The organism is Halobacillus sp. A5 (genome assembly GCF_024189315.1).
GTDB lineage: Bacteria > Bacillota > Bacilli > Bacillales > Halobacillaceae > Halobacillus_A.
In genome coordinates, this window is the sequence record NZ_JAIZEO010000002.1 from 489037 (window position 1) to 513450 (window position 24414).

Here is a 24414-nt window from a genome sequence, read left to right on the forward strand (position 1 = left end):
AAAAGATCTAGCGTGAAAAATAAGTGCAGGATCGCTATAATAGTATGCGGTACTAATATAAAGTGAAGGTGTTTACCATGATCGCCATTATTGATAACTATGATTCATTTACGTATAACTTAGTTCAATACTTTAAACAGATGGACGAGAATGTTGTTGTGTTTCGTAACGATGAAGTTACGTTAGCTCAGCTGATCGTGCAAAAACCTGCTTTGCTTGTTCTTTCGCCAGGTCCTGGTCACCCGGGCGAAACGGGGATCTGCAGAAAAGCCCTTGAGCATTTTGCCGGATCAGTTCCTATATTGGGAGTCTGCCTCGGGCATCAATTAATCGTCGAATATTTTGGAGGACGGACTGATGAAGGGGAGCAGCCAATGCATGGCAAGGTTACGACGATTACACATGACGGAAGAAGTTTCTTTCAAGGCCTTCCCACGCCGATTAAAGTCACCCGCTATCATTCTCTTCACACTCCAATAGAAGATATGCCGATTTGTCTGGAAATCAGTGCACTGTCGGAAGACTGTGTTGTAATGGCAGTTAGGCATCACTCTCTTCCTATTGAAGGAATTCAATTTCACCCTGAGGCAATTTTGACAGAGCGGGGGTTTGATATGCTTAAGAATGTATATACCAATGCGGTGAAGTTTTTGAGGGAGAAGAAGGGGAGCAAAGTATGAGCGGTATACATTTAGTTTTTGAATTTGAAGACAGCAATGGGAAGATCGATCCTAAGCAGTTTTCTGATCCTGTTTTTGTTATAGAAGCTTACAGGATCGAAGAAGTCGAGGCAGCATTTACTAAAGCAGAACAGGCTTTGAGGGAGGGCTGTTATGTTGCGGGTTCTATTTCATATGAAGCCGCCCCTGCATTCGACTCCTCTTATAAAGTGAGCCGGGGGGCTGAGTGGCCCTTGGTCTGGTTTGGAGTATTTGAAGCACCAGTAACTGAAGAACCGTCTTTCAGTGAAGATGCCTATTACACTTCAAACTGGGAAATGGATGGAGATTTCACTGCCTATACTGAAGGTTTGAACAAAATAAAATCAGCCATTAAACTCGGGGATACATACCAGGTCAACTACACGACAAAGCTGCGCTGCTTATTTGAGGGTAATGATCTTGCTTTTTATAAGCAGGTGACTAACAATCAAAACTCTGGATACAGCGCTTATCTGAACTATGGAGAAGGGCGTAGAGTCGTATCTGCTTCTCCGGAATTATTTTTTCGTAAAGAAGGAAAGAGATTTAAAACAAAACCAATGAAAGGAACAGCCCGGCGAGGGCGCACATTTGAAGAGGACGAAAAACAAAAAAATGCTCTATTACAATCTGAGAAAGAAAAAGCTGAGAATGTCATGATTGTAGATTTACTGAGAAATGATATGGGTAAAATAGCAGCTTCAGGGTCAGTGAACGTGACCCGCTTGTTTGAAATAGAAACTTATCCTACTGTGCACCAAATGACTTCAACCATTGAAGCAGAGCTGGAAAAGGAAACTTCATTGTGGGAGATTTTCAGTGCTTTGTTTCCATGCGGTTCAATTACAGGTGCGCCTAAAGTCAGAACAATGGAGTACATTGCTGACATAGAGCGATCACCCAGGGAAATCTACTGCGGGGCTATTGGATTTATGACTCCCCAAGGGGATGCCGTATTTAACGTTCCGATTAGAACCATTATGCTCGAAGGTAATAAAGCCGTCTACGGCACAGGTGGAGGCGTCACCTGGGATTCCACATCGGCAAAAGAATATGAAGAAATTAAAGCGAAAGCTCAGCTTTTATTTGAAAAAAGACCTGAGTTTCAATTGCTGGAATCAATGAAATTGGAAAATGGGGAATGGCCGCTCCTTCCTTATCATATCAACCGTATTAGGAAGTCTGCCCGGTATTTTAACTTCCAGTTCGATGATAAACAGGTTTACGGGCAGCTGGAAAAATGGAAAAAACAACACCAGGAGGGATCATATAAAGTGAGATTGCTGGTGAATGAGAACGGTACAGTGAGCGGCGGAGCAGACAGAATCCCCCACTCTCCAACCCGGGTAACTTGTGCGTTAGCCAAGGAGCCAATCGATGATAAGGATCCTTTTCTATATCATAAAACAACCCATCGTTCTGTTTATGATGTTCATAAGCAGGAGGGGGTTTTCTCGGTTTTGCTGTGGAATGCTGAGGAAGAGTTGACCGAATTTACAATAGCGAATCTAGTGGTTAAGAAAGAAGGCGAGTACTGGACGCCAAAAGTAAGTTCAGGTTTATTGGCAGGAACATTACGAGGGAAGCTGCTTGAACAAGGTAAGATTAAAGAAAGAACGATTTATAAAAATGAACTGGACACGTGTGAAGAAATATGGATGATTAATGGTGTCCGCGGTTGGATTCAGGTAGATTTAACTGAGGAGGCATAAACGATGAAACATATTGTATTTTACGATGCTCAGTGCCCGTTCTGCTATCATGTAAAAAAGTCAGTTAAGCGATTTGATTGGAATAACCGGATGAAATGGGTTTCTGTACAGGAAGTAAAGGAAAATGGTGAATACCCTTATTTAGAGGGAAAGCCGATTCTTGAAGAAATTCACCTTCTTACAAAAGAAGGGAGGGTGCTTGAAGGTTTTAAATCAATTCGATTTATTTTACTGCAGCTTCCTGTTTTCTCGTTATTAGCTCTTTATTTGTATCTGCCAGGTATGGAAATGATGGGTGCCCGTTTTTACAAATGGTTCTCAGCCAGACGCTACCAATGGTTTGGTCAATATGAAAAACCGAGATTGGATTCATAAAACTTTTTACAAATTGGGTAAAAAATACTTATAATAAATAAAAAAGAATGAAGGAGCTTCTTTACGGATGAAAGAAGAGTTGAATTACATCGGTAATCGTATTATTAACCATAAGCATGAGCTTGCCAAAGAGATCGAAAACTATGAGAAAGGATCTTATGTGCAAAAGATTCAGCATTCCGATTTAAGCAGGGAGCAGATTCTTGCATGGAGGGCTCGTTTGTTCCAGTTTCTTGGGGAATCACTTATTGAGGAATACCAAGAAGTAGAAGAAAAGGTTGTTGCGTGGGCCAACTCAATTGGAGAAGAAGCCGTAGATAAGCAAATTCCGCTTAATGAAACGATAGCGATTATGGGTTTCTACAGGTCGGTGATCTGGAATACTTTTGATCGGGAGCTTCAGGAGAATCAGTTTGCAGCCATTACGGTGCTAGATGTGAATAAATTCATAAACCCACTGCTGGATAAAGTGATTTTTCAATTTAGTCAAATCTATATTAAGCATAACAATGAAGTTTATGAAAAAGCTCAGGATAAACTCAATCAGCTGTCTGTCCCGGTAGTCCCGATTGCGGATCGTGTAGCCGTTCTGCCTGTAATTGGGGAGATTGATCCGGACCGTGCACAGCTAATTATGGAAAAATCATTAGAGAAAAGCGCACAATATCAGCTTCAGTACTTACTGATTGATATTTCAGGTGTGCCGGAAATTGATACAACAGTAGCTCACTTTATCTTCCAGGTCAGTCATTCCTTAGAATTAGTAGGGGTAGATACGACTTTGACTGGTATTCGTCCTGAAATTGCACGATCTGTTGTGGAAAAAGGTGTGAATTTCAGTCAGGTGAAAACGAGAGCAAATTTAAAACAAGCATTAAACGAAATAGGAATTAGTCTGGAGAAAGCGTAGGGGACAAGCCCCTGCGCTTTTTATCTATTCTATTTCTGCTGTTTTAACGAGTTGTTTACCCAGGTTTTCTCCTTTAAAGAGCCCGAAGAATGCATCAGGAATATTCTCAAAACCTTCTACGATGTTTTCTTCATAAGTGAGGCTTCCCTCTTTCACCCATTTTGATAAATGCTGAAAGCCTTCGCTGAAGCGATCCTGGTAATCGCCTACTGTAAAGCCTTTAATCAGTGCGCTGGATTTAATTAGCTGCATGTGGATTCTAGGTCCCTTGTCATCTGGTGTATTGTAGGAGGAAATAGCTCCACATTGGACAATACGAGCGAACTTATTAAGCAGTGGATAAACCGTGTCGGAAATATCGCCGCCTACATTATCAAAATATATATCTACTCCATCTGGGCAGGCTGTTTGTAAAGCGTCAGCCACATTTTCTTTTTTGTAGTCGATTACAGCATCAACTCCGAGCTTGTCCTTAAGGTAGCTTGTTTTTTGTTCTGATCCTGCAATCCCGATAACACGGCAGCCGTAAATTTTTCCGATTTGTACAACAGCAGAACCTACAGCACCTGCTGCACCTGAGACAACCAGGGTTTCACCTTCTTTAGGAGCTCCGATATCAAGGAGACCGAAGTAGGCGGTTAAACCAGGCATCCCGAGAATACCTAAGGAAGTCGTCACAGACCCGAGGGAAGGGTCTACTTTTCTTAAGGCTGTTCCATCTGCTGTGGAATATTCTTTCCATTCTAATGCACCCGTTACGATGTCACCTATTTCAAATTGACTTGTACGTGATTCTACAACTTGAGCGATGGCGCCTCCTGAAATAGGTTCATTTAATTGAAAAGGTTCAATGTAAGATTTTGCATCGTTCATACGGCCTCTCATATAAGGATCCACTGATACGTATAAAGTTTTCAGCAGTACGTCACCTTCATTGGGGGCTGGAGCAGGCTGTTCTATTATATTTAAATGCTCGTGCGTAGGTGCAGCTTCTGGTCTTTTCACTAAATGAATTTCGCGGTTCACTTCTTTCCACTCCTTTTTAATTGGGTTGCTTATTATTGTAACGGCATGACACGGAGTCATAAAATAATCAGCTTCTATAGAATACTGTCCGTGGTAGAGTAGGAGAAAAGGAGGCAGGCATGTGAGCTCTAAAGTGAAGTTAATCGAAGGGGAGAATTTTATCATGGTAGAGGAAGCGGGAGAGGAGGAGGTTATAAACCTCATGACACATTTGGAGGCTGAATACTCTGAGGTGGAACACTTCTCGATATTGTTAAATGAGAAAAGAACCCTTCTAGCAGGCTCGGAATTAAAAGCAAATGGCTATGTGCAGGAGGACACTATCATCTATGTTCATAAAACTCTCGCGGAGCATACAGAAGATGGATCATCAATTGAAGTAAGACTACAGTCGGAATCTTTTTTCCGGGACGTATGGGAGAAGACGATGACGGACTCTTTAAATGCCCCATCCAAGCTGAATATGGAAGAACAAATGAGAGGGTTGAAAAAAGAGATCGGAGCCCCTTATTTACAGTCGTGCTTGACCGCCTATGAAAATGAGCAGGCTATAGGAATTATTATGCCTCATATTGAACCGGGCACTAAGGAAGAAGGGCGGCTGTTTTACTTCGGTGTGTTACCGGAGTTTCGCCGGCAGGGCAGAGGAAGAGAGTTACATCACTTAGCTTTAACGAAGCTTCGTAAGGAATTCGGTGCTTCAGATTATATTGGTGCGACTAGTCATAACAATACTCCAATGTTAAGAATATTTGAAGCCAATGGATGTAATCTAAAAGCAAAAAGAAATCTCTTTAAGAAAACCCGGCTGATCAATTAAATACGTACGGATGTATAGCAATGTTGGTAAATATTTGGTAAGGTGAAGAAGACGTAAATAAGGAACAGAAAGCTATTATCTAAAAGTCTGGAGAGTGCCCCATGAACTTAAAACAGTTAGCTGAACAAGCTGCGGACGTTTATAAGGAAAATAAGAAAGTGGAAGCGGTTTATATTGTGGGCTCGGTTTCGAGGGGATGGGAAGACCAGTATTCAGACATAGAATTAAACATATGCTGGACAGAGCCGCCGAGCGATGAAGACCGAAAAGTCGTTATAGAGAGAATGAACGGGGTTATAGTTCACTTTAACGATTACGAAGATGAAGAGTGGTCAGAGGTATATACAGTTAATGGTGTGAAATTTGAAATCAGCAGTTTCTTAACAGAAGAGGTGCTTAAGAGAATCCAGCGTGTGACTAAAGAGTTTCAAGTTAATATTGAGGATCAGTGTTTAGCTGCTTCCATTCACTATGGAGTCCCTTTACATGGAGAAGAATTATTAGATGGGTTAAAGGCTAAAGTACTCGTATATCCAGAAGTACTTAGTCAAAATATGGTTGAAGCTCATCTGGACTTAGGGGAAAAGTGGAATCACCGCTATGCTTTAATAGAACGTGAAGACTGGCTTATGTTATACTCATTACTGACAGAAACCCAGTCAAAAATTATGGGTCTCTTATTTGGACTTAACTGTCTTTATGTGCATCACCCCTCTTATAAGTGGCAGAAACAGAGCTTAAACTTGATGAATATAAAGCCTGACGACGTAAACAATCGTCTTGATCGAGTATTTCTCTCCAGCCCGGATCAGGGTGTACGAGAATTAGAATCAGTAATAGAAGAGATCAAACACTTAATTGAAGAAAAGAACAATACTATGTAAAAAGCACTTCGCCGATGAACAGGCGAAGTGCTTTTATAGTATCTTATTTCTATTAAGGTCCTTTATCCAGATCACTCCATCTGAGACATTTTGGTCCGTTCATGTACAAGAGTTCGGATTTGAAAGGTGAATAGTAAAAAGTGTGTCGTGCAACCCCCTCGAATACTTATCTGCTTTACTATAGGTTATCCACACTAAAGTCGCTGAGGGGAATGTCTGCCTATAACGCTTCTTCAGCTTTTAACTGTTTATATTCCTCATCTGTAAAGGCGCGTGATCTGGACAGGAATCGCTTTCCTTCCACGCCTTCCAAGGAAAACATGCCGCCTCTTCCGTCAACTACATCAATAATTAACTGCGTGTGCTTCCAGTATTCGTACTGCTTCCTATTAATATAGAAAGGGGTTTCCCCAATTTCACCGAGCTTCACGTCCTGGCTTCCTATGAGAAGGTCCCCCTGCTGATAGCACATAGGGGAGCTCCCGTCACAGCATCCTCCTGACTGATGAAACATAAGAGGACCATGCTTCTCTTTTAAAGTGGCTAAAAGGTCAAGGGCAGCATCAGTTGCCGTTACGCGTTCAACCATGAGTTTTTCACCTCCGGTTTTTATAGTGTATGACTAGGGTGTGAAGGATAGGGGAGTTTTAGTACGTATAACCTACCCTTATTTTTCCATCCGCAGGAGTCAGCGGTATAAGCAATCGGCGTGCATGAAGAAAGATCCCTTCACCACACTGTCTTATTACCTAAGAATCTCATGCCGAACCGCCTATCTCTTTCGCTTAAAAGAAGCCTAATTTCTGTGGGCTGTAGCTGACGAGCAGGTTTTTCGTTTGCTGATAGTGGTCGAGCATCATTTTGTGGTTTTCGCGGCCAACGCCGGACATCTTGTATCCTCCAAAAGCGGCGTGTGCCGGGTAAGAGTGATAGCAGTTCGTCCACACGCGGCCTGCTTCAATCCCCCGACCGAAGCGGTAGGCTGTATTCATATCACGCGTCCATACACCGGCACCGAGACCGTACAGGGTATCGTTGGCAATGGCCATCGCTTCTTCATGATCTTTAAAGGTTGTAACAGAAAGAACTGGTCCGAAAATTTCTTCCTGGAAAACTCTCATATCGTTGGTTCCTTTGAACATAGTAGGCTGAACATAATATCCGTCAGCAAAGTCACCGTCCATTTGATTCCGTTCTCCGCCAATTAAGCATTCGGCCCCTTCTTCTTTCCCGATATTTAAATAGGATAAGATTTTATCCAGCTGCTCTGAGGAAGCCTGGGCTCCCATCATTACTTCAGGGTCCAGCGGATTGCCGGTCTTAATGGCTTTTACGCGCTCTAAGACTCGTTCCATGAACTTGTCATAGATGGATTCGTGAATAAGCGCACGGGAAGGGCAGGTACAGACTTCCCCTTGATTTAAAGCGAACATTACCATGCCTTCAATTGTTTTATCAAGGAAGTCATCGTCTTCGGCCATTACATCTTCGAAGAAAATGTTTGGTGATTTACCTCCAAGCTCGAGAGTGACAGGGATGATATTTTGTGAAGCATACTGCATAATCATCCGACCAGTAGTCGTTTCTCCAGTAAAGGCAATTTTATTTATGCGCGGGTTTTGAGCAAGAGGTTTACCGGCTTCTAATCCAAAGCCGTTTACTACGTTTAATACACCCGCAGGGAGTAAGTCTTCAATTATTTCAAGTAAGTACAGGATGGAAGCCGGCGTTTGTTCTGCCGGTTTTAATACGATAGCGTTTCCTGCAGCAAGGGCCGGTGCAATTTTCCACGTTGCCATGAGAATCGGGAAGTTCCATGGAATAATCTGCCCAACCACGCCGAGAGGCTCTTTAAAGTGATAAGCCACGGTGTCGTTATCAATTTCTCCGATCGTTCCTTCCTCGGATCGAATGACGGAGGCGAAATAGCGGAAATGGTCAATCGCTAATGGGATGTCTGCGTTCAGCGTTTCACGGACGGCTTTCCCGTTTTCCCATGTCTCTGCAACAGCCAGCTGTTCTAAGTTTTCCTCCATACGATCCGCAATCCGATTCAAGATCAGTGATCGATCAGTGACAGATGTTTTGCCCCAGGCATCTTTAACTTTATGGGCTGCATCAATAGCAAGTTCAATGTCTTCCTCTGTAGAGCGGGCTACTTGACAGAAATTTTTGCCTGTTACTGGTGAAACATTATCGAAGTACTGCCCTTTGACGGGGGCGGTCCATTTACCGTCAATAAAGTTGTCGTAGCGTTCCTTGAATTGTACAATGGATCCTTCTGAGTTTGGAAATGCGTAGACCATGAGTTAATTTCCTCCCAATTTATAGCTTTTAGTGCAAACGCTTACAAAAATGCACAAAAAAAGCGATAAGCACTTATTTTGAAATTATCACTGTATCTGAATTTTGTCAATTATTAGATAATACTGGTGATTAATCATCGATCAAATTTCTATTAAATTTGTTATAATAGAGTCATCTTTATGATAGGAAGGATAGGAATTATGACAACTACCAACCGGATTATGCTTGTAGATGGGATGGCCCTTCTGTTTAGAGCTTTCTACGCTACAGCTATGAGCAATTATTATATGGTTAATAGTAAAGGAACCCCGACGAATGGTGTATATGGCATGATGAAGCATTTATTTACGGCCATTGATACGTATCAGCCTACTCATGTGATTTGCTGCTGGGATATGGGGAGCAAGACATTCCGTAATGATTTATTTCCTGACTACAAAGCGAACCGCAGGAAGCCTCCTGAGGAACTCATTCCGCAATTTGATTTAGCAAAGGAAGTCGTTGAATCTCTTAATATCCCAAATGTGGGGACGGCAGGGTATGAAGCAGATGATTGTATGGGTACGCTCAGCCGAGTCTACAGCGAGAACTCTCACGTTTTTATTCTGACAGGTGATCAGGATATGCTGCAGCTGCTCAAGCCTAATATTTCAGTCGTTCTACTAAAAAAAGGCTATGGGAATTATGCTGAGTACCGGGAAGAAACGTTTTTTGAAGAAAAAGGAATCACCCCTCAGCAGATGATTGATTTAAAAGCGTTAATGGGGGACAGCAGCGATAATTACCCGGGAGTCCGCGGCATTGGCGAAAAAACAGCTTTAAAGCTGCTTATTCAACATAAAACCATTGAGGGAATCCTTGAAAATCTTGAAGTGCTGACCAAAGGCCAGCGCTCAAAGATTGAACAGGATTTAGAGATGCTGCACCTTTCGAGAAAGCTTGCTGCGATTCATTGTGAAGCAGATGTAGAATGTTCACTGGAAGATGCCTTGTTTTTCATTGATGAAGCACGCATGGCAAGCAAATTTGACGAATTAGAATTTAAAAACTGGCAGAAAAATATTATAGGGATGTAATTAAAAAACGATCGGTCTGGCTGAGGACCGATCGTTTTTTTAAAATAGATCTTTAATTTGTGCAGACTTGTACTGATTTGCTTCAATAAAGAACATTGAGCTTTTTTTATACATTCTGCGCTCATAGTAGAGCTCCGCAAGAAATTCTAAATAGTTTTTATAATCATTGTACTCATTTAGAAGCAGCATATCAGGTATAATTTTCTTCTCAAGCTTCTTAATAAATGCGTCTTCCTGGGTTGTTTCATTGATTTTGTGTTTTAAGACATAAAATTTATGTTTATATTTAAGATCTTCACGTTCATCAGCTTCCTGTTCACCGCGTTTGAAATATTCCCAGCTTCCTTCTTCCTCCGCGGTATAAAAAGCAGTCTGAGCCAGCAAAAACAATGTACTGACGGTGGATAAACCTTCTTTCTCTTTAAGCTCCAATGCAGTTTCTAAGTGTTTCATAGCAGATGAATATTTTTCCTGACTACTGTAAATGTAGCCTAAATTATGAAAAACCCGTCCTTCGTCTTCCAGACTCAAGTGCTCCTTTGATCCCTTTAACAATTTCTGAAACAAACGTTCAGCTACATTATAGACACCTAAGAAATTATAATTAATGGCAAGCATCATATAACAATCAGTAATTTTGGAGTAAGTAAGAGATTTTTGGTAGCCTTCTAAAGCTAAATTGGCGTAATAATTGGACTCAACATACATTCGGAGGCGTGTATAGGTGAGGGAAAAATGATAGAATAGTTCACTATCATGATTCGGCAGCTTCTCCATCAATTCTTCAGCACATTGAAAATGATTAATAGCTTTCTTGTACTCTGAATTTAAGAAATGATGCAGACCGATTGTTTTATAATAGAGAAAGCGATATTCATTTGAGGATTGTGACAATACATCACGAAGTTCTTTGGCAATCTTTTTGGAAAGTGGTTTTTTAAATTTCGTCACTCTGAACCTGGAATCTACAACCTTGTATAAGTTGGCCAGTTCTATATTATGATTTTTCTGAAGCTTCCGGTGGCATCGTTTCTGAAGCTGGTCCATCAACGCAAAGTCTTTTAATTGAATAGTTTCATGCCAGTGGATGATCTCGTCATATATATCATCATCAAATTCTTCATTTAGATTTTCTAAACGAATATTTAACCTTTCACCTAACAGGCGGTAAATTTCATCACTTGCGTTCATAGTATTGTGTTCAATTTTACTAAGATAAGAAGCAGAGCAGATTCCGTCTGCCAGTTCTTCTAATGTCATATCTTTAAATTTACGATGCTGCTTAATTAATTGCCCCTTCAACACGGTCACCTCTTCATCAACAATAGCTTATCATAAGACTAAGGTATATTATATCAAAGTATCTATAAATAGAATAATAAAATTGGGTAATTTTACATAATATTCTTGTGTAAAAGCAAGAGCAGTATGAGCCGTCCGGCTTATACTGCTCTTACTTGAACAATTATAAAGTTTTTAAAGCATCTTCGATCTGAGTATCACCGGAAATCATTTCAAACGTCTTGTGATAGGCATTTTGATATTGCATACACGTGATCATCGTCTTGGCGACATCAGCGCGTGGTACTTCGCCACGCTCCACTTTTTCACCGACTTGAATTTTGTTAGTGCTTTCCTCATCTGTCAGCGCGCCGGGGCGGACAATAGTGTAGTCAAGCTCTGTCCCTCTTAGATAATCATCAGCTTCCCGTTTCATATCAAGATAGACTTTAAAGTTGCCTGAGGCTTCGCTTGAATCATCTGCGTTCATAGCGCTTAACATGACAAATTTTTTGATGCCGAGATTTTCGGTGTGTTTAATTAAGTTTATGGCTCCGTCACGGTCTACAGCCTCTGTCTGTTCAGGTCCTGTACTTGAACCTGAGCCTGCAGCGAATATAACGGCGTCCATCCCTTTAACCGTATGACCTACATCTTTAGTCAAATCAGCAAGCACAGGGATTCCTCCAAGCTGTTCGATCGCAGCTTTTTGTTCCTCTTTACGCACCATGCCGTATGGTTCGTGTCCATCGGCTTTTAAATATTGTATAAGTAAACGTCCAGTATTACCATTTGCTCCTGCTACCAGTACTTTCATAACTCACAAAAACTCCCTTCAAAGTGTGATCTGCATCCACCTAATATGTATCCGATTCATAATCATGTTAAACATTAGATAGAGAAGGGAAGCATAGTTCCTGGTAATTGCAGCGGGCGCATATACGCGGGTCCTCCTGCATGGAGAAATGCTCAATCGGCTGCGGAATATTATTCTCAACGTCTATCAGCAACGTCTGCATTTGTTCCAGACTTATGCCGTATAAACGCTGGACGTTGATTAGGTCCTGCTCGGTTAATTGGTGTTCCGCGTGTGTTCCATCCAGCAAGTATTCATTACGAATCACAATATCGTCGAGTGACTCAATGTGATGCTTCTGCTGCAAGTATAATGCGTACATAGCAAGCTGACCTCGGTCTTCTTCAGAAGATTTACCCGTTTTCCAGTCCACAATGACCCATTTATTCTCTGTGAGGTCCTTGTAAAGCAAATCCATTACGATAAAGATCTTTACCCCGTCCACAGTCATGTAACGAAATTTCTCAGATTCCAAGAAACGCATCTGCTGTTTATTAAGGACATCGGCAAATGAACGACTGGCGAAAAAATTACTTACCGTCGTATGAAGACGTTCTGTGATTTTCTTAATCTTGTGATCTGGCAATTGGTTGGTTTGACTGTAATAGATTTCGTGCAGCATCGTGAAGTGTTTAGGCCGGTGCTGCCATAAGTGTTCCTTTTTTGTCGATTCAATAAAGCTTCGGTTCAGATGATGGCGGATTTCGTCTACGACTGCTTCTTCTCTCGGGATCTCCTGGTTATTAAGCACACGTTGAATGATTTGATAGATTAAATCGTGAACCACACTGCCGAAATGCATTTCTAAATTAGTGATCTTCTTTAAACGGTATGCTTGTCGGGCGAGCGTATCAGCGTCATTGAGCCAGCCATTATGGGAAACGTAATAATCATACGCATATTTGCGCTTGCAGGTAAGCATCGTTTTATGTCTGGATAACGACCATGACATTTCAGGGTATTTTCTCACTTCAAATTTCATAAATCCTCACCTTACCAATGGAATACTTTCAAGTTGATGATGCGGTTGGTGACAGTTACTCCTTCACGTTCCAGCCGTAACTGCTGTTCTAATGCGGTCTCTTCATTTTTAATCGCGATCTCCCCTTTCGCATTCACTACACGATGCCAGGGGAGATTGTGTTTACGGCTCATCGAATGAAGAATACGGGCGACCTGTCTGGCTGCACGTGCATTTCCCGCCTCACGCGCTATGCTTCCATAAGTCATCACTTTTCCTTTAGGGATGGAGTGAATAATATGTACCGCCTTTTCGGTAAAAGAATTCATAGAAAAACTCCTTGTCCGTCCGTTCACATCAATAGCCGAACCATAACAAAATTTGGTACAATTCATCTAAACAATAATTAGAACGGAGATCTAAGTATGAGTATACCACGAGCCTTGACTATTGCCGGGTCGGCTGCGCAGGGAAGTGCAGGAATTCAGGCAGATCTAAAAACCTTCCAGGAATTAGACGTATACGGTATGTGTGCCGTCACAGCTATTGTAGCTAATAATTCAACAACGGAACAAGGAATATTCACTCATCCCCTTCAAGCTGTAGAAGCACAGATTCATGCTTCTTTCGAGCACGTAGGTCCTCAGGCCCTAAAAACAGGTATGCTGTTTACAGAAGAAATTATCAACAGCACAAGTGAGCTGATCTCTTATTATGGAATAAAAAATGTAGTAGTCGACCCCGTTATGATCGGAAAAATGGGATCGCAGCTGCTCTTAGACGAGGCGGTAGAAGCGCTCTCGAAACACCTGCTGCCGACGGCGGCCATTATCACACCCAATCTGGAGGAAGCGGCACGGCTGCTGAATATCTCCACCCCCGATTCTCCTGAAGCGATGGAGCAGGCCGCCCGTGAACTTTACCACGTCGGCGCGCAATATGTACTGATAAAAGGAGGGTCATTACAGGATTATCCAGCAATTGATATCCTCTACAATGGAGAAGAAATGACTTATCTGCAATCCGAACGGGTAGCCACGATTCATACAAGTGGTGCCGGCTGCACGTATTCTGCAGCGATCACTGCAGAGCTTGCAAAAGGGAAGTCAGTCGAAGAATCAGTAAGGAAAGCAAAGATATTTGTAACTAAAGCCATTGAACACGCTCTCTCTTTTAATCGTGGAATTGGTTCAACCAACCATGCAGCTTATCGAAAATATAAGTAGAAGGAGGGAAGATCATGGGGAAGCATTTGTTTTTAATGGGAGGCGGTCCTCCGATGCCTGGGGAGCTTGCGAAAATCTTTGCGGGTTTAGCGGGTGAAGGCACGGTGGTTTTATTGTATATCCCGAGAAAAGGAATGAGAATTGAGGAGTACTCTTCTGTTTATACCGCCCCGGTCTCTTCACAGTCTACTCACGTGCAGTTTTCTTTTGTTTCGATTAAAGAGAGTTATCCTTCAAGTGAGCTTAATCAGCTTAGGAAGGCAGACGGAATAATGATCGGTGGCGGAGACACAGTGAGATATCAGCAGGGCATCGTTCAAACCGAGGCAGCTTCGATCATAAGGGATTTATATGCAAAAGGTGTACCGGTTGCCGGTTTTTCTGCAGGAGCTCTGATTGCACCGGAAACATGTGTAATATCGCCAAAGGATACTAAAGAAGGTGGGCCCTTATATAAAGGCGGCTTAGGACTTGTCAAAGATGTTGTTGTAGCTGCACATTATTTAAGCTGGAAGGAAGAAGATCATTTAAAACAAGCTGTTCATAAGGCTGGAGTTGATGCGGGCTACGGTATAGCTGATCAATCAGGTATTTATTTAACGGAGCAGGGGATGACCGCCGTTGAAGGCTATGTCTATGTGGAAAGGTCTTATTCTTCATTTATGCAGGGAAAAGGATGACAGTTATGTCCAAGAAGAAACCTTTTAATGAATTAGATTCGAAAACAAAATTAATGGTGATTACCAGCTTGACGTTTTTAGTATTGTTAGGATTATTTTTCCTGCTCGGCGTCTTCTTCTTAGGTATGGTAGGTCTGTTTCAACTGTTAGGAGTCGATTACGAATCAAATCGTTCTCTTGTATGGTTTGGAATGATGGTGTTTGCGATTGGTTTTATATTTGAAGCATTGGCTAAGCTTATTAAAGCAGTAAAAGTGAAAAGAGCAGGACTTCAATTTATAATTGGAATCGACCTATTATTTACATGGGTGTCAGTTTATATCGTGGATGAATTAATTGCGGGTGTAACAATGCACTTCTGGTCTCAATGGATCTTTGCTTTGTTATTAGTCGCTGTGGATTACGCGTTTGATGATCGGAAAATAAGAAAAGAAAAACTCGCTTAGATCACTGGTCTAAGCGAGTTTTTTCAACTCGTTGAGAAACCATCGTTTTCATTTTTATCACATAAGTTGAAGGGTTTTAGGAAACGCCTCGCTTTCCGTGGGCGTACGGTAAGCCTCCTCAGGCTATCGCCTTCCGGGGTCTCACCAAGTCCGTTTCTCCCACAGGAGTCTCGCCGTTTCCTAAAACCCTTTTTCGATAAAAAATCTCTAACCAAGTGTGACAACTACCTGCCCCGCTTAAAAAGCGGCGCTTTTTCCAGTTCCTTTTCTCTAGATTTTAATGGAGACCTACAACCATCTAAGTTTTTTCAACTACTGAAAAACTCGCTTAGTCGAGAGATCTAAGCGAGTTTTTGATTAACCGGAAATACGGTCATATTTATCGATTTGTTTTTGACGCTCTGCATCCCATCTGTTTTCCGGGTGCTCTTTACATTCGGCCGTACAGGCTGCATGCTGTTCAATTTCGCAATCCTTACAGCATACATATTGGCGGTTGCAAATCGGGTTGCTGCAGTTAATCATACGATCTTCTGCTTTACCGCAATGTTCACATTCTGCGACTACTTTTTCGTCTACCTGATTAACGGGAACAGCGATGCGCTCATCGAAGACGTACATTTTCCCGTCGAAAAGCTCGCCTTTTACTTCAGGGTCTTTTCCATAAGTGGTAATGCCGCCTTCAAGCTGGTAAACATCCTCTACACCATTCTTCATAAGGATTCCTGTTAATTTCTCGCAGCGTATACCTCCCGTACAATAGGTGAGGACCTTTTTGTCTCGCCATTGGTCTGCATTTTCTGCAATCCATTCAGGAAATTCACGGGAGTGTTCGACCTCTGGACGAATCGCATTTCGGAAATGTCCGATGCGGTATTCGTACTCATTACGTCCATCAATAACAATCGTATCTTCATTCTGAAGCATTTCGTGGAATTCTTTTGGCTTTAGATGTTTACCTCCAAATACTTTAGGATCGATGTCGTCATTATCGATGCTCCAGTTCACAAGCTCCGGTTTTACGCGGCAGTGCATTTTCTTGAAAGCATGTCCTTCGTGCTCATCGATTTTGAAGTGAATGTCCGCAAAACGTTCCTCGGAGCGGACGTACTCCATATATTGTTCAACCTGGTCCACTGTCCCTGATACCGTTCCGTTAATCCCTTCAGGAGAAACGATAATGCGGCCGCGGAGTCCTAAGTCTTTACAGTATTCTAAATGGCTTTGACAATATTCTTCATAATCAGGCATGTCTACATATTTGTAGTACAACAGAACTCGATAATCTTTTGAGCTCATGGGTGATTCCTCCTATATCATTTACTGCTTATATATAAAAACGCAAATGTCCATATTTCATCATATTCGATTTTTTCAAGAATAGCAAATGGCAGTTTTTTGAACAATATTTTCTGAATTTAGACCAAAATAAAAAGCACTCATTTGGAAAAAAGGAACTTTTTCAAGTTGTTGAAAAAGCATAAATGGATGTACAAATGGTTCAATATTCGAATATGTAGAAAGGGACTGGAAAAGCACTACTTTAAGCAGGTCAGGCGGAAACTCTCCTCGATCTGCGACCTCCGGGGCATCTCCTGTCTGCTCGTCCTGCAGGAGTCATCAGAGCATGGAGCATGTGGGAGGAAATCATAGATGTCACTTGGTTAGTGATTATTTATTGAAAAAGGGTTTTAGGAAGCGGCGAGACTCCTGTGGGAGAAACGGACATGGTGAGACCCCGGAAGGCGATAGCCTGAGGAGGCTTACCGTACGCCCACGGAAAGCGAGTCGTTTCCTAAAACCCTTCCCTCTTGGACAAGCAAGGAATGGTTACAAGAAAGCGATGGTTTTTCATCAACTTGAAAAAGCACTCTTTTGAACAAAGGGTGCTTTTTAAACTATTTCACGGTTGCGCCTAATACATTTTCGAAATGTTCGAGTGCCCACTCATGACCCGTCTGGTTAAAGCTGGCAACGGCGTTTTTATGAACGACAATATTATACCCAAGATTATAGGCTTCAACAGCAGTATGCAGAATACATATATCTGTGCACACACCCGTTAAGTGCAGCTCTGTAATGCCTCTTTCTCTTAACTTCAGGTCCAGCTGAGTACCCGAGAAAGCACTGTATCTGGTTTTATCTATATGGAGAACATGAGGACTGGAGCTGTTTGATTCATAGATCTCCTGTAACCCCCCGTATAAAGTTCTGCCGTGTGTGCCCCGGATGTTGTGAGGGGGAAATAAATGTGTCTCCGGGTGATAAGGATCGCCTTCTTCATGAACATCTACCGCGAAAACAACATATTCTTCCTGAGCAAGAAAACTTTTCGTTAAACTTGTAATATTACTCTCAATATTCTGTCCAGGGTCTCCACAGGTTAATGTTCCATCATCTGCGACGAAATCGCACGTGTAATCAATGACAATTAATGCTTTTTCCATTTTCGCTTATCCACCCCTTATGTACTGTATATACACTTATATTAACATAGATAGGGAAGTTCTATTTAAGTAGATGCAGTATCAACTGCGGAACTGGAATTCTTTCGGACAGCTGCCAATAACACCACTCCGCACGTAATCAACAGGGCACTTGTTACGAAGAACACGGAGGAGAAACCGTACCACCCGGAAAGCATGCCGCCCATCGCTGGGCCGATGATGTTACCGAGAAATCGTAAGCTTGTATTATAACCCAGCACTTCTCCCTGCATAGCAATAGGAGCTTCCTGACGAATATAGGCGGTCCGAACCGGAATGATTCCTCCGATTGAAATACCTAAAAGAAAACGTAAAATGACGAGCTGCCAAATATTTGTGACGAACGCCGCAGGAAAGTAGACAAGGCCTGCCATAAATAAAAGAAAGATTAGGATCTTAATATAACCCTGGCGGTCAGCGATGGTTCCCCAGCGTCTTGCCATCATTAAATTCCCCAGCCCGGCAGCTGAAAAAGCAATTCCTGAAAACAACGCTAAATTTTCAGGGCCATGTAATTCTCCAACATAAAGGGAAAGGATGGGCTGGATACTAAAGTGTGCTACTTGAATAAACAGAGAGATAATCATCACCACGAGCAATACAGGGTGCCGTATAATATGTAAAATGACTTCTTTGGACGTATAGCTGGATTTCTCGTCATCCTCTTCTTTAATCTGCTGTTCGTGAATCCCAAAAAACACAATGAAAGCTGAAATAAAAACGAAAATGGAGACAAACTGAAAGGTTAAACCATAACCAATGGCATCAGCTATGACTCCGCCGATCATCGGTCCCATCAGCGTGCCTGTTATACTTCCTGTCTGCAGGGTTCCAAGGACACGCCCAGCCATGTGCTTAGGTGTCTGCGTAGCGATTAATGCTTGGGACATAGGTATAAATCCAGTAAAGATACCCATGAAAAAGCGTAGAGAGAACAACTCCCACACAGAATCAGCAAACCCCATAAGCAGTACGGATAAAGCTAAGCCTGTGGACGAGATGATGAGTATATTTTTCCTTCCATAACGATCCCCTATTTTCCCCCAAACAGGTGAAAAGATAAAAGCAGTTACGAATGTAATTCCGAATATCCACCCGGACCAAGTTTGTACATAAGAATCTGAATAATTTCCAAGATCATCTATGTAAAGTGATAAAAAAGGCAGAACCATTGTTATACTGCCCGCAATAAAAAAATTTGCGAACCACATAATCCAAACATTTCGCTTGGCTCTTTGTTCTTGAGTAAGGATAATAACCCCTTCTTCCTCATTATTTCGGTACACTAAATATTTATACCATAAGTAATCAATTGTATAAAGGAAATGCTGGGAGTAAAAGTTGTTTTTCAGGGAATCTATATATAATAAAAAAATTTCCATTCATAAAAACGCTTGCAAAACTTGTATATACAAATTATAATCATAACTGAATTTTGTATAGACAAGTCGCTGGAATAACATGTAAGCGTTTAAGGAGGAAAACATGTTTAAGAAGCTTTTTGGACATAAAGAGAAAACTGTGGAGGTGGTAGCTCCTGTCAATGGCCGGGTGGTTGATTTGAAGGAAGTTCCGGATCCAGTTTTTGCAGAAAAGATGATGGGCGAGGGGTTAGCTGTTAAACCGGCAGATGGAGAAGTGTTCAGTCCGGTGGAAGGTGAGGTTGTTCAACTGTTTCCTACTAATCATGCCATAGGGTTAAAGACAAGAAATGGAGTTGAAGTCCTTATTCATATCGGCCTTGAAACTGTAAGCATGGAAGGTGAAGGGTTTAAACCGCACGTTTCACAGGGAGATAAGGTTAAAGCCGGGGATAAACTGATTACGTTTGATAAAGGTCTTGTAGAAGAGAAGGCGAAAAGTTCAATAACGCCAATTATCATTACGAACAGCAATGACCTTAAGGTGCAGCTTTTAGACAGCGAGGAAGCTGCCGCGGGAACGACGGTACTTATGAAAGTTCATAACGAATAATCTGAGGAGGGAAGATTATGAACCACAAAAAACAAGCCGAGTTAATTCTTGAAGCTATTGGCGGTAAAGAAAATATTAATGCCGCTACTCACTGTGTAACACGTCTTCGTTTAGCATTAAATGATGAAGGCATTGTGGATGAAGAGAAGTTAAATGATATAGAAGCCGTTAAAGGTTCTTTTTCTACCAACGGTCAGTTCCAGATTGTTATTGGACAAGGAACGGTGGATAAGGTTTATAAAGAATTAGTAGCTATTGCAGGAATTGATGAATCTTCTAAGGAGGAAGTAAAAGAAGCTTCCGCTAAAAAAATGAACCCGCTGCAGCGAGGCATAAAAACGTTAGCTGACATTTTTATTCCAATTTTACCTGCCATCGTTACTGCTGGTTTACTATTAGGGATTAATAACATTTTAACCGGGCCGGGAATCTTCTTTGACGAAGAATCCATAATAGACGTTTACCCTCAATGGGAAGGTCTTGCCAATATGATCTTCATCATTGCCAATACAGCATTTGCTTTTTTACCTGGTTTAATTGGATGGTCGGCCGTTAAACGGTTTGGAGGCAATCCGCTTCTTGGTATTGTATTAGGGTTAGCCTTAGTACACCCGGAACTCTTAAGCGCGTGGGAGTATGGAGATGCAGTAGACGAAGGATCTGTACCAATTTGGAATTTGTTCGGATGGGAAATCGATAAGATCGGCTACCAGGGTCAGGTTTTACCTGTACTCGTTGCGGCCTGGGTGATGACGAAGATTGAACTCTTTATGCAGAAACGAACGCCTGACGCTATTCAGCTTTTAGTTGTAGCCCCTGTTGCGCTGCTTGTTACTGGTTTCTTAACGTTCATTCTAATTGGACCTGTAACCTTTGCTATCGGTAACTTTATTACAGATGGATTAGTTGGAATTTTCGATGCTGCTTCGGCTCTTGGCGGCTTCATTTACGGTGGACTATATGGCGTAATGGTTATTACAGGGATGCACCATACATTCCTGGCTGTAGATATTCAGTTAATCGGGAGTACAGAAACAACTTTCTTATGGCCGATGCTTGCCTTATCCAATATTGCACAAGGTTCAGCAGCCTTTGCAATTATGCTCGCTTCACGTGATGAGAAGCTTAAAGGACTAGGGTTATCCTCTGGTATCTCAGCTTGGCTGGGTGTAACAGAACCAGCATTATTCGGTGTGAACCTGAGGTTTAAATATCCGTTTGTGATCGCGATCTCTTCTTCGGCTATCGCAGGACTTTACATTGCCTCTCAAGGCGTCCTGGCTAACTCAATTGGAGTCGGCGGTGTACCAGGAATATTCTCTATTGTGACAGAATACTGGTTTGACTTTATTATTGGTATGGTCATCGTTATTGTACTTCCGACCGCAGCCACTTACCTTTATGCAAAACGTAAACGGGACGTATAAGATTGATTAGAAATGGAGGGAGCTCATATGACCGCACAACCATGGTGGAAAAAAGCTGTAGTTTATCAAATTTATCCAAAAAGCTTTAATGATACAACAGGAAATGGTGTGGGCGACATCCAGGGCATCATAGAAAAACTAGATTATTTAAACACACTCGGGGTCGATGTGCTTTGGCTGACCCCGATGTATAAATCTCCGCAGAACGACAATGGGTATGACATCAGCGACTATTATGACATTCATGATGAATATGGAACGATGCATGATTTTGAAAAGCTTCTAGAAGAAACGCACAAGCGTGGAATGAAGCTGATTATGGATATTGTGATTAACCATACGTCTACAGAGCATGAATGGTTCCAGGAGGCTGTGAAGTCTAAAGATAACCAATACCGCGATTATTACATCTGGAAGGATCCCGTGGACGGCGGACCTCCGAGCAACTGGCAGTCCAAATTTGGAGGAAACGCCTGGGAGTTTGATGAGGGAACAGGCCAGTATTATTTACACTTGTTCGATGTCACTCAGGCAGACTTGAATTGGGAGAATGAAGAAGTAAGAGAGAAGCTTTATGAAATGATGCGGTTCTGGGGAGAAAAAGGTGTTGACGGTTTCCGGCTCGACGTCATTAACTTAATTTCTAAAGATCAGGACTTTCCTAATGACGATGGAAGTGCCGCTCCAGGTGACGGCCGCAAATTCTATACAGATGGACCGAAAGTGCATGAATACATGCAGGAGATGAACCGGGAAGTATTTACTCCATATGATTTAATGACAGTAGGGGAGATGTCCTCTACAACAATTGAGCACTGCATTCGTTATACAGCTCCTGAACGTAATGAATTAAGCATGACCTTCAATTTTCATCATTTGAAGGTAGACTATCTCAACGGCGAAAAATGGACTAAAGCTCCATTTGATTTTCAGGAGCTGAAGCAGATTCTTTCTACATGGCAGGAGAGAATGCATGAAGGAAGCGGATGGAATGCCTTGTTCTGGTGCAACCATGATCAGCCTCGTGTATTATCAAGGTTTGGGGATGATGAAAACTATCCTGTCGAATCCGGAAAAATGCTCGCAACGACGATTCACATGATGCAGGGAACTCCTTATATTTATCAGGGGGAAGAGTTCGGGATGACGAACCCTAAATTTGAAAGTATCACCCAATACCGGGATGTTGAATCGCTGAATGCTTTTAGGATTATGAAAGAAAAAGGCATGAAAGAAGAAGAGATTATAGAAATTCTGAAACAGAAATCACGAGACAATTCGCGTACACCAGTACAATGGAGTCATGAAGACCATGCCGGGTTCACTACTGGAACTCCCTGGATTCCCGTTGCAGATAACTATCCAAAAGTGAACGCGGAAAAAGTGATGAATGAACAAAATTCTATATTTACTCATTACCAGAAATTAAATGAGCTTCGTAAAACACATGACATTATTACTCACGGAGATTACAAGTGGATCGACAAGGGTGATGAGCGGATATTCGCTTTTACGAGACAGTGGAACGGTGAGACTCTGCTGGTGTTGAATAACTTTTACGGGGAAGGTGCAACCTTCACACTGCCTGATGATATAAACCTGCAGGGAGAACCCGAAATCTTAATCAGTAACTATGTAGATCCAGAGATGAATGACAATGAGGTTAAGCTGCGTCCATATGAATCCATCGTTTACCATTTTCACACAAAGTGATAGGATAATAACGGTGGTGTGAGTATGAAAAATAAATATCTAATCATCTACAACGACTTAGTCCAGATGATTCGTAAAGGAGAGTTCATGTCAGGCGACACATTGCCATCTGAACATGATCTCTCTCAACAATTCTCTACATCGAGGGAGACCATTCGAAAATCATTAAATCTTCTCTCTCAAAATGGTTACATTCAAAAGGTAAGAGGGAAAGGGTCTGTTGTTTTAGATCAAAATAAATTTGAATTTCCCGTGTCTGGTTTAACCAGCTTTAAAGAGCTGTCAGATCAGCTTGGGCAGGATTTTAAAACACATGTACATGAAGTTTTTGTTGAAACCGCTGATAATCGTCTGCGATCACGTTTGAACTGCCACAGCAGTGTGAAAATCTGGAAGGTCTCCAGATCAAGAGAAATTAACGGAGAACGAGTGATCTTAGACAAAGACTACATTAGAGAAGATATTGTTCCTAACTTAACGAAATCCGTCGCTCAACATTCGATCTACGATTATATTGAAAATGAATTAGGGCTGGACATAAGCTTTGCTAAGAAAGAAATCGTGGTAGAGCAGGTTACAGAAGAAGACCGGAAGTATTTGGATGTAGAAGAACATTCGCAGGTCGTCGTTATTCGCAGCTACGTCTACCTGGCTGATGCTACTTTGTTTCAATTTACAGAATCCAGACACCGTCCAGACAAATTTCAATTTGTCGATTTTGCCAGGCGTACCAAATAAAGACCTATGATTTTATATCATAGGTCTTTTTGTATAAAATAGAGAAATGGATATGAATAGGTTAAATATATTTGACCTGTTACACTAAGGAAAAGTAACCAACAAGAGGTGGAACAGTATGTTTGTCATAGGAGCAACAGAAAAGCTGTCAAAAGAAATTCATAAAGATTTCGAAGACTTAAATGAATATAAAGATACTCCTTTAATTAATAGGTGGCATGCCAACCTGATCACGATTAATCGAAGAAAATGCCTCATCCTTATGAATAATAAAACAGGCATTAATTTAACTCTATTTGGACTCAGGAAACAGCAGTTTGATAACTTAAACAATGTTATTAAAGGGTCACTCAAGCAATTACTTCAATTAATTAAAGTGGAAGAGGAAATTATTGATGAATTATTAAAGCAGGCAGAGCCCTTCGTCTATACGAACACTGACAACAGACAGGTCCTCTGTATGATGAATCAGGTACAGCTATTAGTGGAGGACGCCGCGGACGGGTTAAAATATGAAGAAATTGATGCAGCGGAAATCAATTATATAAGCAATGCCGAGCTTTATTTTAACCCAATAGCCAAGACGCCTGTGGAAGCATTGAGAGAATATTTTCAATAGTCATAAATAGGTTTAGGATGAGCAGAAAACCAGAGTAACTATCCGTTTAACAGCCAGGAAGTGTAAAACAGGTATTTCAATACCATAAGAGCCGTACCCATTTCAGGGTACGGTTTTTTAAGTTGTTTTTTTCCAGGATAGGGTAAAGATAATGAAGAATGTGCGGTTTACAATTTACCCCTAAGGGTATATTATT

Annotated in this window: 25 protein-coding genes; 15 read left to right on the forward strand and 10 right to left on the reverse strand. The window is 41.6% G+C overall.

Annotation, left to right across the window (positions count from 1 at the left end; translation table 11 throughout):
- The first annotated feature begins 77 nt into the window (after positions 1 to 77).
- The 4 genes from LF822_RS10590 (at position 78) to LF822_RS10605 (ending at position 3698) form a co-directional block, all read left to right on the forward strand.
- Positions 78 to 680: an anthranilate synthase component II gene (locus tag LF822_RS10590; RefSeq protein WP_253923996.1), complete on the forward strand. Its 603-nt coding sequence runs from the start codon at positions 78 to 80 to the stop codon at positions 678 to 680.
- A complete protein-coding gene (pabB, locus tag LF822_RS10595) occupies positions 677 to 2413 on the forward strand; it encodes an aminodeoxychorismate synthase component I (RefSeq protein WP_253923997.1) in 1737 nt (578 codons plus the stop codon). Before LF822_RS10590 ends, pabB begins: the two co-directional genes overlap by 4 nt.
- Positions 2414 to 2416: 3 nt before the next feature.
- Positions 2417 to 2788: a thiol-disulfide oxidoreductase DCC family protein gene (locus LF822_RS10600; RefSeq protein WP_253923998.1), complete on the forward strand. Its 372-nt coding sequence runs from the start codon at positions 2417 to 2419 to the stop codon at positions 2786 to 2788.
- Between the two features lie 67 nt (positions 2789 to 2855).
- Positions 2856 to 3698, forward strand: coding sequence for an STAS domain-containing protein (locus LF822_RS10605; protein WP_253923999.1), 843 nt, complete (start codon positions 2856 to 2858; stop codon positions 3696 to 3698).
- Positions 3699 to 3722: 24 nt separating this feature from the next.
- Here LF822_RS10605 and LF822_RS10610 read toward each other — a convergent pair whose 3' ends face one another.
- Positions 3723 to 4724, reverse strand: a complete 1002-nt coding sequence (locus LF822_RS10610) for an NADP-dependent oxidoreductase (protein ID WP_253924000.1) — start codon at positions 4722 to 4724, stop codon at positions 3723 to 3725.
- Positions 4725 to 4845: 121 nt separating this feature from the next.
- On the opposite strand from LF822_RS10610, the gene LF822_RS23080 reads away from it, so the two are divergent.
- Both LF822_RS23080 and LF822_RS10620 read left to right on the forward strand, forming a co-directional pair.
- Entirely contained in the window at positions 4846 to 5544 is a 699-nt protein-coding gene (locus LF822_RS23080; RefSeq protein WP_253924001.1) for a GNAT family N-acetyltransferase, read from the forward strand.
- A gap of 101 nt (positions 5545 to 5645) precedes the next feature.
- Positions 5646 to 6428, forward strand: a complete 783-nt coding sequence (locus LF822_RS10620) for a DUF4037 domain-containing protein (protein WP_253924002.1) — start codon at positions 5646 to 5648, stop codon at positions 6426 to 6428.
- A 220-nt stretch (positions 6429 to 6648) separates the two neighbouring features.
- Here the strand turns inward: LF822_RS10620 and LF822_RS10625 are convergent, their stop codons facing one another.
- Positions 6649 to 7017, reverse strand: coding sequence for a DUF779 domain-containing protein (locus LF822_RS10625; RefSeq protein ID WP_253924003.1), 369 nt, complete (start codon positions 7015 to 7017; stop codon positions 6649 to 6651).
- A 196-nt stretch (positions 7018 to 7213) separates the two neighbouring features.
- Positions 7214 to 8734, reverse strand: a complete 1521-nt coding sequence (exaC, locus tag LF822_RS10630; RefSeq protein WP_253924004.1) for an acetaldehyde dehydrogenase ExaC — start codon at positions 8732 to 8734, stop codon at positions 7214 to 7216.
- Between the two features lie 201 nt (positions 8735 to 8935).
- Between exaC and LF822_RS10635 the strand changes: the two genes are divergently transcribed.
- Entirely contained in the window at positions 8936 to 9811 is an 876-nt protein-coding gene (locus tag LF822_RS10635) for a 5'-3' exonuclease (RefSeq protein WP_253924005.1), read from the forward strand.
- Between the two features lie 39 nt (positions 9812 to 9850).
- Here LF822_RS10635 and LF822_RS10640 read toward each other — a convergent pair whose 3' ends face one another.
- From LF822_RS10640 to LF822_RS10655, 4 genes are all read right to left on the reverse strand, one after another.
- Positions 9851 to 11113 (reverse strand): helix-turn-helix domain-containing protein, encoded by a 1263-nt coding sequence (locus LF822_RS10640; RefSeq protein WP_253924006.1) that lies wholly within the window; start codon positions 11111 to 11113, stop codon positions 9851 to 9853.
- A gap of 163 nt (positions 11114 to 11276) precedes the next feature.
- Positions 11277 to 11909, reverse strand: coding sequence for an SDR family oxidoreductase (locus tag LF822_RS10645; RefSeq protein WP_253924007.1), 633 nt, complete (start codon positions 11907 to 11909; stop codon positions 11277 to 11279).
- Positions 11910 to 11976: 67 nt separating this feature from the next.
- A complete protein-coding gene (locus LF822_RS10650) occupies positions 11977 to 12930 on the reverse strand; it encodes a PD-(D/E)XK nuclease family protein (protein ID WP_253924008.1) in 954 nt (317 codons plus the stop codon).
- An 11-nt stretch (positions 12931 to 12941) separates the two neighbouring features.
- Positions 12942 to 13238, reverse strand: a complete 297-nt coding sequence (locus LF822_RS10655; RefSeq protein WP_253924009.1) for an MGMT family protein — start codon at positions 13236 to 13238, stop codon at positions 12942 to 12944.
- Positions 13239 to 13334: 96 nt separating this feature from the next.
- On the opposite strand from LF822_RS10655, the gene thiD reads away from it, so the two are divergent.
- The 3 genes from thiD to LF822_RS10670 are packed head-to-tail and all read left to right on the forward strand — an operon-like array spanning position 13335 to position 15261.
- Positions 13335 to 14135, forward strand: a complete 801-nt coding sequence (thiD, locus tag LF822_RS10660; RefSeq protein ID WP_253924010.1) for a bifunctional hydroxymethylpyrimidine kinase/phosphomethylpyrimidine kinase — start codon at positions 13335 to 13337, stop codon at positions 14133 to 14135.
- 14 nt (positions 14136 to 14149) lie between these two features.
- Positions 14150 to 14815 (forward strand): Type 1 glutamine amidotransferase-like domain-containing protein, encoded by a 666-nt coding sequence (locus tag LF822_RS10665; RefSeq protein WP_253924011.1) that lies wholly within the window; start codon positions 14150 to 14152, stop codon positions 14813 to 14815.
- A 5-nt stretch (positions 14816 to 14820) separates the two neighbouring features.
- On the forward strand, positions 14821 to 15261 hold the full coding sequence (locus LF822_RS10670) for a YrvL family regulatory protein (protein ID WP_253924012.1): 441 nt from the start codon (positions 14821 to 14823) through the stop codon (positions 15259 to 15261).
- A 357-nt stretch (positions 15262 to 15618) separates the two neighbouring features.
- Here LF822_RS10670 and trhO read toward each other — a convergent pair whose 3' ends face one another.
- From trhO to LF822_RS10685, 3 genes are all read right to left on the reverse strand, one after another.
- A complete protein-coding gene (trhO, locus tag LF822_RS10675) occupies positions 15619 to 16560 on the reverse strand; it encodes an oxygen-dependent tRNA uridine(34) hydroxylase TrhO (protein WP_253924013.1) in 942 nt (313 codons plus the stop codon).
- A gap of 599 nt (positions 16561 to 17159) precedes the next feature.
- Positions 17160 to 17708 (reverse strand): cysteine hydrolase family protein, encoded by a 549-nt coding sequence (locus LF822_RS10680; protein ID WP_253924014.1) that lies wholly within the window; start codon positions 17706 to 17708, stop codon positions 17160 to 17162.
- A gap of 65 nt (positions 17709 to 17773) precedes the next feature.
- On the reverse strand, positions 17774 to 18958 hold the full coding sequence (locus LF822_RS10685; RefSeq protein WP_253924262.1) for an MFS transporter: 1185 nt from the start codon (positions 18956 to 18958) through the stop codon (positions 17774 to 17776).
- A gap of 274 nt (positions 18959 to 19232) precedes the next feature.
- On the opposite strand from LF822_RS10685, the gene LF822_RS10690 reads away from it, so the two are divergent.
- The 5 genes from LF822_RS10690 (at position 19233) to LF822_RS10710 (ending at position 24218) form a co-directional block, all read left to right on the forward strand.
- Positions 19233 to 19721 carry a PTS sugar transporter subunit IIA gene (locus LF822_RS10690; protein WP_253924015.1) on the forward strand — a complete coding sequence of 163 codons (489 nt, stop codon included), beginning with the start codon at positions 19233 to 19235 and terminating at the stop codon, positions 19719 to 19721.
- A 17-nt stretch (positions 19722 to 19738) separates the two neighbouring features.
- Positions 19739 to 21148 carry a PTS system trehalose-specific EIIBC component gene (gene treP / locus LF822_RS10695; protein WP_253924016.1) on the forward strand — a complete coding sequence of 470 codons (1410 nt, stop codon included), beginning with the start codon at positions 19739 to 19741 and terminating at the stop codon, positions 21146 to 21148.
- 27 nt (positions 21149 to 21175) lie between these two features.
- Complete coding sequence (gene treC, locus LF822_RS10700) at positions 21176 to 22861, forward strand: alpha,alpha-phosphotrehalase (RefSeq protein ID WP_253924017.1); 1686 nt, start codon at positions 21176 to 21178, stop codon at positions 22859 to 22861.
- A gap of 24 nt (positions 22862 to 22885) precedes the next feature.
- A complete protein-coding gene (treR, locus tag LF822_RS10705) occupies positions 22886 to 23599 on the forward strand; it encodes a trehalose operon repressor (protein WP_253924018.1) in 714 nt (237 codons plus the stop codon).
- Positions 23600 to 23717: 118 nt separating this feature from the next.
- Entirely contained in the window at positions 23718 to 24218 is a 501-nt protein-coding gene (locus LF822_RS10710; protein WP_253924019.1) for a DUF6933 domain-containing protein, read from the forward strand.
- Positions 24219 to 24414 lie beyond the last annotated feature (196 nt).